Consider the following 9,580-nt stretch of genomic DNA (forward strand, 5'->3'; position numbering starts at 1 on the left):
ATCGAATAGATAGCTATTCATCTATTCGATCTTTCATCTGTTTTAATATTTTCTTTTCAAGTCTTGAAACTTGTACTTGCGAAATGCCTATTCGCTCTGCTACTTCTGATTGGGTTTGGTCTTTATAATAGCGTAAATATACAATTAAACGCTCTCTCTCATCTAATTCTCTAATTGCTTCTTTTAAAGCAATTTTATCAAACCATTTCGTTTCAGATTGATCTGCAATTTGATCTAAAATAGTAATTGGATCTCCGTCGTTTTCATACACCGTTTCATGTATGGATGAAGGGGCACGACTCGCTTCTTGCGCCAGAACCACTTCCTCTGGCGTTAGTTCTAACGCTTCAGCTACCTCATTAATCGTTGGAGCCCTTCCGAATTCTTTCGAAAGCTCGTCTCTCATCTTTCGAATTTTGTTTCCTGTTTCTTTTAAAGACCTACTTACTTTCACTGATCCATCATCACGTAAAAATCGTTGTATTTCGCCAATAATCATGGGAACTGCATATGTTGAAAATTTCACGTCAAAAGATAAATCAAATTTATCTACCGATTTTAAGAGTCCAATACATCCAATTTGAAACAAATCGTCTGGTTCGTATCCGCGATTAAGAAAACGCTGCACAACCGACCATACGAGACGCATATTACTTTGAACAATTGTATCTCTTGCTTGTTGATCTCCATCTTGACTTTTTTGAATTAACGCTTTTAGCTCGTGGTCCTTTAACTGAGGTTTCTTCTTCTCATTTTTGACCTCTATGTCCATAGGCTATTCTCCTTAATTGCATAGAGCGTTACTATTTGATAAGTATTTTGTCAAATGGATTGTTGTCCCGAAAGATTCGTTTGAAATAACTTCTACTTCATCCATAAAATTTTCCATGATAGTAAATCCCATTCCGGAACGCTCTAATTCAGGTTTAGTTGTAAAAAGGGGTTGTCTCGCTTCATCTAAATTAAAGATGCCAATCCCTTCATCTCGAATCGTGAGTTTCACCATTGCTTCTTCCAAAATTACAGAAATATAAACAACACCTTCTGCATTTCCTTCGTACCCATGAATAATTGCATTCGTAACCGCTTCTGACACAACTGTTTTAATCTCTGTAAGTTCTTCCATCGTAGGATCTAGTTGTGCAATGAAAGCAGCTACTGTAACGCGAGCGAACGATTCATTTTGACTTAATGCTGAAAATTGAAGGTTCATTTCATTTCTCATTTATGCCACCCCCAACGTCGCGAGCGCATGCGCTTCACTTTCTTCTAAGCGAACAATTTTAAATAAGCCCGACATTTCAAATAAACGTTTAACAGGCGGTGAAATTGCACAAACAACCATTTCTCCACCTAATCCCTTTACATGCTTATATCGGCCTAATATAACACCTAAACCAGAACTATCCATAAACGATAAGTTCTCTAGGCTCAAAACAATATGATGAACACCATGTGTCTCAATCATATCTGTTACTTTCGTTCGCAACTCTTCAGCAGTATGATGATCTAATTCACCCGCTAGCCTCACACATAGGACGTCACGTTTTACTTCTAATTGCATGGAAAGACTCACACGATTTCCTCCTTATGCTCAAACTTTACTCATTTACATACATAAAGATTTTCGTGATACAACATAAGAATCCTTCCTACTGACAAAAGAAGAACTATTTCGCCATAAAGTGAAACCATTCAGCAATTATTTACTTACATACGAATAGAAAAGCGGCAAAATGTTTGCCGCTATTTTGATGTTGAAAACATCCCAAAACTTCTTTTAAATAACTCCCACCAGCTCGCTGCAGCAACATCTTCTTTTGCTACAATTGTTTGTTTTAATAAAACATCTTTATCTTTTTTAATAACAAGTGTACCAAGTGCATCGCCCTTTTTAATCGGCGCTTTCACTTTCTTTTCAGCAATTACTTCTTGCTTTACCTTGTCCATGTTTTCGCCCTTCTTCATAAGAAGAGATACATTGTCTGACGCAACTAAATCTACTTTTTCTTTCTTCCCTTTTCCTACTTGGACAGTCTTAATTTTTTCGCCTCGTGTATACAATTTCTTTGTCATATATTGACCAAATGCGTAGTCAAGAAGCTTCGTTACTTGATTGTTCCGTTCTTTTGATGTAGGTGCTCCCATAACAACTGAAATAACACGCATCCCATTCTTTTCAGCCGATGCTGTTAAACAATATTTTGCTTCTGTCGTAAAGCCCGTTTTTACACCATCTACTCCAGGATAAAAACGCACTAACTTATTCGTATTAACGAGCCAAAACTTCTTATCCGTATCTTCACGTAAATAGTCTTCGTATTTTCCTGTGTATTTGCGAATAAGTGGGTACTTCATCAATTCTTTCGCCATTATAGCCATATCATTTGCTGTTGAATAATGATCTTTAGCCGGAAGACCTGTCGGATTTTGAAAATGAGTATTTTTCAGTCCTAAATCTTTCGCTTTTTTGTTCATCATATTTACAAAACCTTCTTCTGAACCAGCGATATGCTCCGCTACTGCAACAGACGCATCATTTCCAGATGCAATTGCAATACCCTTTAGCATTTCATTTACAGTCATCTCTTCTCCAGGCTCTAAAAAGATTTGTGATCCACCCATTGAAGCTGCATGCTCACTTGCTCTCACTTTATCGGTCAGTTTTAGTTTTCCTTTTTCAACTTGTTCCATAATTAATAGCATTGTCATAATCTTCGTCATACTAGCAGGTGGTAACTTCTCATTTGGATTTTTATCAAACAAAACTTTACCTGTATCTTGTTCAATTACAATTGCTGATGACGCTTGTTCCGCTAACTTCGGTGTTGTTTCTTCTGTTTTCTCCTGCTTCGTCTTCTCAGATTGTGCGAAACTAACTGAAGTACCAGAAAGCAATAACATGAAACAAACAAGTATTCCAAAAACTCGCTTCATGACTAACCCTCCATTCTATATCAAACCTATTTTTTCCAATTCACTGTTTTTTAATACCATATTTTTCTAACATTTTCAGTTGACAAACACATTCATCACCTTTATTGTATTAAGTGTATTACACATAGTAGTACACTTAATACAAGTCAGAAAGGAGACATTGCTCTTGCATATTCAACTTGATCCAAGAAGCAACACTCCGATATGGGAACAAATTGTTCAAAATATAAAAGAACTCGTATTAAAGAACATGTTAGCTCCAAGTGACAAACTACCTTCTGTACGCGAACTCGCTTCTTTACTCGTTATAAATCCAAATACAGTGAGTAAAGCGTATCAAGAGTTAGAGCGACAAGGGATTATTGAAACATTACGAGGAAAAGGAACATTTGTATCCCAATCGATTACCCCAACATTAGACGAAAGGAAAATCGCTATGGTTGAAAAGCAATTTCATCAATTACTATTAGAAGCCTCTTATCTTGGTGTTACGAAAGATAAAATTCATGATTGGATAGATTCATACTATAAAGAGATTGGAGGAAATACAGATGCTGAAAGTGACAAGCTTGAAGAAAACAATTGATAATCAAACGATTTTAGACGATGTTTCTTTCACATTGCAAAGAGGGAGTATCATCGGACTACTCGGAAGAAACGGTGCGGGAAAAACAACTTTATTACGAACGATGGTCGGCATTTTAGACCCTGATGAAGGATGTGTTACATATGAGGATACCGACATTCATAAGAATCCTGAAACGAAACAAAAAATCGTATATGTTCCGGATTCTACTAACATACTGAACGGCTATACGGTAAAAGAAATTGTAAAGTTTTATAAATCAGTTTATGCCGCATTTGATGAAGCATATTTCTATGAATTGTTAAAACGTTTTAACTTACCAAACAAACGAATTCGTAGTTATTCAAAAGGAATGAAAGCACTGCTTGCTATCATTTTAGCCGTTTCTACAAAGGCAGAATATATCATTTTAGATGAACCGACAAATGGGCTTGATCCTATCGTTAAACGGCAGATCCTCCAATTTCTCGTTGGAGAAGTTGCAGAAAAAGAAATTACCATTTTCATCTCAACTCACCATTTAGATGAAGTGGAACAAATTGCAGATACAATTATTATATTAAAAGGCCATACTATAGCTTCTATTACATCACTAGACGATGCAAAATCACGATTTGCTAAAATCCAAGTAGCTTACGAACGTTCATTACCTCAAAAACTAGAAAACTTAAGCAATATTAAAATATTAAATCAAACAGGAAAAGTATATACAATCTTAATTGAAGGAAATGTGGCTACAACACTGGAAAAGTTTTATAAAGAACAACCACTGCTCATTGAAGAATTAACAATGTCGCTTGAAGATGTCTTCGTTACGACACTGGAGGAGGATGGGTATGTTTCATAAAGCGTTATGGATGTGGAATTGGAAGCGCGGAAAATATGCTGTGTTACTATTCTTCTTTAGTTCGCTTTACTTGTTACCTTTTGGCTACTATAGAAGTGCTCAGCAACAACTTGATGCGTATTATGAATTACAAGAAAAGGGGAAACAGTATTATTATTTTTATATTTTTTCTTCAGGAGAAAGTAATAGTTTTTGGTTAACTGTTCTTATTATCGCTTTAGCCTGCTTATTGATAGGATGGGAACGCAGCTACCAATCTAATACACTACTTATGACAATGCCATTTAAAAGAAAAGATGTTTTCTTATCTAAATGGGCTTTCGGTTCATTTTGTATTGTGGGCTCATTACTTATCAATTGGGTTCTTATGTATGTTATTTATAGAACAACTATTCATTTTGATTATCAATCTTTTAGTCCGTTTCATCGATACTTTCTTTATGCGATAGTTTCTTATGTTGCAGTCTATACAGCTGCCTTATGTATCGGTACTTTTACTGGAAGCATCGTTTCGCAGATTATTTTTTGTATTCCATGGTTACTAGCAGGAGTTACATTTATTACATTACTATACACTTTTACAACTAACCATTTATACGCTGCAAATATTAAAAATGAAAACTTATATCGACAACTTTATGAAATCAATCAAAAAACAAATACAGCTGCACCAATTAGTCATTTTTCTATCAATTATTACTATGATCCGGAATCCCGTAAGATCGAGAACAATCCAACTGCTTTAAGAGATCCAGCATCTCATATATATTATTCAGCAAAATCAATGTTAGTCCCGATTTTTTATACATTAGTTTACTTACTACTTGGAACATATTTATATACAAGATCACCAAATGAAAACACTCAGAAGATATTTATGTTCCAAAAGAGTTTACCGATATGGATATGGGGCTCAACCATTTACTTTGCATTACTAGGCGGCTATAAAATAAACCATTTTAATTTCTTACCTAGTTACTATATCGGTTTGTTTCTAACCGGAATCATTACTTATGTTATATTATCACGCCTAACAAATTATAAAGTTTTTTAAAGGAGGGATCCTATGTTTCAAAAAGCACTGTGGCTAAGAACGTATCAACAAAGTAAATATGTTGTATGGTTATTTTGGCTCGTCAGCTTCTATACTTTGTCATATCAATACTATATGACTTCTATTCAAGAGCAACAATTTCTAAATGACAATAAAAAGTGGAACTATGTATATCATTACCATTTTGATTTAACACTTCTAGATCCTGTTCTGCTGTTAGGTAGTGTACTTATCGTTCTAGCTTGTACGTTAATTGGATGGGAAAGACAAAATAACGCTAGCGACTTGTTATGGTCTATGCCCTTTAAACGTTCGCACCTTTATATAACAAAGTGGTTATTTGGAATCTGTAATATCGTCGCAGTTGTCATTTTAAACTGGGGGCTATTTGCTATTATGAAAAAGTTAACTTTTCATAATAAATATCAAGTATTCTCTCCCTTTCATAGTTATTTTATATACATGTTAATTGTATTAATCGCTATTTATACAATTACCTTATGTGTAGGTACAATGACAGGGAATATTATATCGCAAGGATTTCTCACTACAGCTATATTAATCTTTCCAGCTTTACTTCCATCACTTATCTCCGGAGTCATTGCTGTTCACTCAAACACTGAATTTCATGAAGACAACAGTCTTATACATGATGTGATGGAAAACATACGTATCTCTAGCCCAGCAGAAGATTTTCGTATTTACTTTAATTATGATCCACAAAGCGCTTATACTGATCAAAATGGAGTACGTCATAACGAACCAAACTTTACAAAGATTCCACCGGCAAAAACATTGATTGGACCTATTGCACATATTATTCTTTTATTACCACTCGGTATATATTTATATGCTCGTTCAGTCAATGAGCGAAATGGTAACTACTTATTATATCCAAAACTACAAAAAGTAGTTTTAGCTTGTGCGATTTTCTTTGGTGGGATCGTTGGAGGTTTAATACTAAGTCGAGCGCACTCATTGTCCAGCTTTTACATCGGATTTTTAGTGACTAGTTTCATTACGTATTTCTTCCTACCTAAAATATTAAAATGGAAAGTATCTTGGAATTTCAAATAAAATAACCTCCTCTCGATGAGGAGGTTATTTCACATTCTCTCTCCTATCCCCATACACCATCTCTTCTTTCATCCCAAATCCATCACCATTTTGCACAATTTGCTCTGTCGGTGCAACTACACTTTCAGCAATTTTCCATTCCCCACGCTCTTTCACAAATACTTGTAGAAAATAGTTCATGCCATCTAATTGATATGCATTTTCTTTTTTCACATTATAGTGAATCGCAATGTAGTACACTTGAATATTTTCTTTTCCTATTTTTGATACGTATTGCGATAGTCTCGGTATATAGAGTGCTGCTTTCTGAAAAGATAGTTGCTTCGCTTTAACAAGCGATGAACTTGTTACATTACGTAATGTGTCCTGATTACGAATATTATCGCTATGGTGGAATAATACTGTGTTTTGCATAGAACGAACCCATAATTTTGAATATAAGACTGTATTATCGTTTTCAATGTACTTCACTTCTTTTCGCACCACTTGGATAGGCGTATCTGCGTACGTGAATGTTTGAAAATAGAAAAAACCACCAAATAAAATGGTAAGTGCAGCAATATATTTCATAATCTTTCCTCCGATCTTTTAATTAAAGTATCGGAGTTTCAAAATGTTTTTATTCAAAAGAAAAAGGATAGGAAAGCTGTCGCTCCCTATCCTCATTTATTATAATACGCGGCCAAATAGCTCTAACACCATTTCTATTTCTTGGTCGCTCCAACCTTTAAATCTCTCTTTATAATACTCTTTACGCACAGCTTCAAGTTTTTCAGTTACTTCTCTTCCGTGTTCTGTAATTTCTAAGTACACGATACGACGGTCTGAATTTGAACGTTTTCTTTCTACAAACCCTTTTCGTACGAGACGATCAGTAACAGCTGTAATATGACTGGAGGTTACGTTTACTTCACTCGCAATTTGCGAAGCCATCTGTGGACTTTTTAAAAATAATGCGCGTAATACAGAAAATTCATTATATGGCATATGTTCTGCAAAACGTGTATTAATATCATTTTGTAATAAACGTATCATCTTTCTAAATGATCCGGATAACTCTAAAATCAATGTTTCTCTTTTTTCGTTCACTAGCCTCGTCCCTTTTTTATCATATTTACACATATTATAATCTATAAATACCCTCGTTGTATATGCTTTCTTTCTTTAACATTCCCATTTATGTAACTTTTTCATACAAATTTCTTTTTTGTTCACACATATACATATAAAAAGGATGGTGATGGAAGATGCAAGGTGGAATGAACCCTTATTTACACAACGTACGTACAGCAAATACTGGTAAAGAAGCTACCATTACGGTGCAAGGTGAAGGCGTTGTGAAAGCAAAACCAAATGTCGTTATATTAACAATCGGTATTCGTACAGATCATAAAAATGTAAAACAGGCACAAGAAGAAAATGCGGTGCAATCAAAACAATTATTAGATGCACTGAAACAACTAGGTATTGCTGAAAAAAATATAGAAACCATTTCATATACGATTACGCCTCAATACGAATATATAAATGAGAAAGCATTACTACAAGGATATCGTGTGGAACATTTGTATGAAATTACCGTTTTAAATGTACAAAAAGCAGGGGAAGTATATGATATAGCCGTTTCAAATGGAGCAAACGTAGCAAAAGGATTACGTTTTAGAATATCTCACCCAAATAAATATTATGAGCAAGCTCTCATTCAAGCTCTGCAACAAGCGGTAGAAAAAGCTCGTGCTATTGCGAGTACATACAATTTAAACATTAATCCTGTTCCACTCTCATTCGTTGAAGAATCTGCTCAATTACCACGGGAAGTTGCATCCTATGCTGCTTTACATGCACAAGCAGCTCCTCCCATTCAATCGGGAGAATTAGAGATCATTTCTACAATACGAGCGATTTTTACGTATTTATAAATAATTTCATTTATAAGTAAACGTTATCATTTTCCTTGTTGTAAAAACATGATGTTCTGATATAATAAAGGACGGTGAGCTCTTACAAAAGAGATATCACGGGTGGGAGAGGGATATGAAAAAGAAGGTTTAACATGAAAGGAATACTTGAAAGAACATTTAAATTAGGTTTACACGAAACATCACCGAAACAAGAAGTTTTAGCTGGAGTTACGTCATTTTTTACGATCGTATATATTATGATTGTAAATGCATCCATTTTATCCGATGCTGGCATTCCTCTTGAAGCTGGAATTTTAGCAACTGTTTTCAGTTCATTTGTCGGATGTCTGCTCATGGCATTTTGGGCAAATGCACCTGCTATTCTTGTCCCTGGTATGGGTGTAAATGCATTCTTCACGTACACTGCTGTGCATACGCTCGGATTAACTTGGCAGGAAGCATTAGCAGCTGTCTTCATCTCTGGTATTATTTTTGCAATTGCTGCGTTTACACCAATCGCTCGCGTGCTTTCAGTATCGATTCCAAAGTCACTAAAGGAAGCTATCACTGTCGGCATCGGATTATTTTTAGCATTTATCGGATTGCAAAAAGGTGGTTTAGTCGTTTCGAATCCAAATACTGCTGTTGCAATGGGTAAATTAAGTAGCCCTGTCGTTCTTGCGACCTTGCTTACTCTTATCGTTGCACTCGTATTATTTATTCGTAACGTACGTGGAAACTTTTTATGGACGATTGCAATAGGAACTGGTATTGCATGGCTATTTGGCCTTGTTGATACAAGTCAAATCGGAAATAGTTCATTCTCATTCGCGAGTTACGGCGATGTGTTTGGGGCTATGTCATTTGGCAAACTTTCTTCCTTACCATTTTGGATTGCAACATTCTCCTTAAGCATGGTGCTTATTTTTGAGAACATGGGACTTCTGCACGGTTTATTAGAAGATGACCGTAAATTCCCACGTGCTTACCAAGCCAATGCAATTTCAGCAATGACATGTGGTCTATTTGGCACAAGCCCTACCGTATCAACAGTAGAGAGTGCCGCAGGTATTACTGCAGGCGGAAAGACAGGTCTGACGTCTATCGTTACAGGGTTGTTATTCTTTGCATCACTGTTTGCACTTCCGTTTGTCAAACTAATTCCTGATAGTGCCATT

General features: G+C 35.5%; 12 protein-coding genes. 6 read left to right on the forward strand and 6 right to left on the reverse strand.

From position 1 onward, the window contains the following. Window positions 1-13: 13 nt before the first annotated feature. The 4 genes from sigF to dacF all read right to left on the reverse strand — a co-directional run bounded on the left by sigF (window position 14) and on the right by dacF (window position 2,937). Window positions 14-772, reverse strand: coding sequence for an RNA polymerase sporulation sigma factor SigF (sigF, locus tag MR079_RS14925; protein WP_000350729.1), 759 nt, complete (start codon window positions 770-772; stop codon window positions 14-16). 12 nt (window positions 773-784) lie between these two features. Next, window positions 785-1,225 (reverse strand): anti-sigma F factor, encoded by a 441-nt coding sequence (gene spoIIAB / locus MR079_RS14930; RefSeq protein ID WP_001243400.1) that lies wholly within the window; start codon window positions 1,223-1,225, stop codon window positions 785-787. After that, a complete protein-coding gene (gene spoIIAA / locus MR079_RS14935) occupies window positions 1,226-1,576 on the reverse strand; it encodes an anti-sigma F factor antagonist (RefSeq protein WP_000059133.1) in 351 nt (116 codons plus the stop codon). A gap of 170 nt (window positions 1,577-1,746) precedes the next feature. After that, on the reverse strand, window positions 1,747-2,937 hold the full coding sequence (dacF, locus tag MR079_RS14940) for a serine-type D-Ala-D-Ala carboxypeptidase DacF (protein WP_000831992.1): 1,191 nt from the start codon (window positions 2,935-2,937) through the stop codon (window positions 1,747-1,749). 166 nt (window positions 2,938-3,103) lie between these two features. Between dacF and MR079_RS14945 the strand changes: the two genes are divergently transcribed. Genes MR079_RS14945 through MR079_RS14960 form a run of 4 tightly spaced genes read left to right on the forward strand, consistent with a single transcriptional unit; the run spans window position 3,104 to window position 6,501 of the window. After that, complete coding sequence (locus MR079_RS14945; protein ID WP_000548040.1) at window positions 3,104-3,523, forward strand: GntR family transcriptional regulator; 420 nt, start codon at window positions 3,104-3,106, stop codon at window positions 3,521-3,523. Continuing rightward, window positions 3,489-4,370 (forward strand): ABC transporter ATP-binding protein, encoded by an 882-nt coding sequence (locus MR079_RS14950; RefSeq protein ID WP_139866814.1) that lies wholly within the window; start codon window positions 3,489-3,491, stop codon window positions 4,368-4,370. Before MR079_RS14945 ends, MR079_RS14950 begins: the two co-directional genes overlap by 35 nt. Next, window positions 4,360-5,424, forward strand: coding sequence for an ABC transporter permease subunit (locus MR079_RS14955; RefSeq protein ID WP_139866812.1), 1,065 nt, complete (start codon window positions 4,360-4,362; stop codon window positions 5,422-5,424). The genes MR079_RS14950 and MR079_RS14955 overlap by 11 nt, the downstream gene beginning before the upstream one ends. Window positions 5,425-5,436: 12 nt before the next feature. Further along, window positions 5,437-6,501, forward strand: a complete 1,065-nt coding sequence (locus MR079_RS14960) for an ABC transporter permease (RefSeq protein WP_139866809.1) — start codon at window positions 5,437-5,439, stop codon at window positions 6,499-6,501. Window positions 6,502-6,525: 24 nt separating this feature from the next. Here MR079_RS14960 and MR079_RS14965 read toward each other — a convergent pair whose 3' ends face one another. Further along, window positions 6,526-7,071 carry a hypothetical protein gene (locus MR079_RS14965; protein ID WP_000873780.1) on the reverse strand — a complete coding sequence of 182 codons (546 nt, stop codon included), beginning with the start codon at window positions 7,069-7,071 and terminating at the stop codon, window positions 6,526-6,528. A 99-nt stretch (window positions 7,072-7,170) separates the two neighbouring features. Beyond that, window positions 7,171-7,590, reverse strand: a complete 420-nt coding sequence (locus MR079_RS14970) for a MarR family winged helix-turn-helix transcriptional regulator (protein ID WP_001003309.1) — start codon at window positions 7,588-7,590, stop codon at window positions 7,171-7,173. A gap of 158 nt (window positions 7,591-7,748) precedes the next feature. Here MR079_RS14970 and MR079_RS14975 point away from each other — a divergent pair, with 158 nt between their 5' ends. Together MR079_RS14975 and MR079_RS14980 are read left to right on the forward strand one after the other, a co-directional pair. After that, window positions 7,749-8,420, forward strand: coding sequence for an SIMPL domain-containing protein (locus tag MR079_RS14975; RefSeq protein WP_139866807.1), 672 nt, complete (start codon window positions 7,749-7,751; stop codon window positions 8,418-8,420). 134 nt (window positions 8,421-8,554) lie between these two features. Further along, the coding region (locus MR079_RS14980; RefSeq protein WP_242294205.1) for an NCS2 family permease at window positions 8,555-9,580 on the forward strand (1,026 nt) is incomplete at its 3' end.

This window comes from Bacillus cereus group sp. BfR-BA-01381, from assembly GCF_022663555.1.
GTDB lineage: Bacteria > Bacillota > Bacilli > Bacillales > Bacillaceae_G > Bacillus_A > Bacillus_A pacificus.

Excerpts from the sequence above, each read along its gene's own strand:
- sigF (WP_000350729.1), bottom strand. The coding sequence starts at position 772 with ATGGACATAGAGGTCAAAAATGAGAAGAAGAAACCTCAGTTAAAGGAC.
- spoIIAB (WP_001243400.1), bottom strand. The coding sequence starts at position 1,225 with ATGAGAAATGAAATGAACCTTCAATTTTCAGCATTAAGTCAAAATGAA.
- dacF (WP_000831992.1), bottom strand. The coding sequence starts at position 2,937 with ATGAAGCGAGTTTTTGGAATACTTGTTTGTTTCATGTTATTGCTTTCT.
- MR079_RS14950 (WP_139866814.1), top strand. The coding sequence starts at position 3,489 with ATGCTGAAAGTGACAAGCTTGAAGAAAACAATTGATAATCAAACGATT.
- MR079_RS14955 (WP_139866812.1), top strand. The coding sequence starts at position 4,360 with ATGTTTCATAAAGCGTTATGGATGTGGAATTGGAAGCGCGGAAAATAT.
- MR079_RS14960 (WP_139866809.1), top strand. The coding sequence starts at position 5,437 with ATGTTTCAAAAAGCACTGTGGCTAAGAACGTATCAACAAAGTAAATAT.
- MR079_RS14965 (WP_000873780.1), bottom strand. The coding sequence starts at position 7,071 with ATGAAATATATTGCTGCACTTACCATTTTATTTGGTGGTTTTTTCTAT.
- MR079_RS14975 (WP_139866807.1), top strand. The coding sequence starts at position 7,749 with ATGCAAGGTGGAATGAACCCTTATTTACACAACGTACGTACAGCAAAT.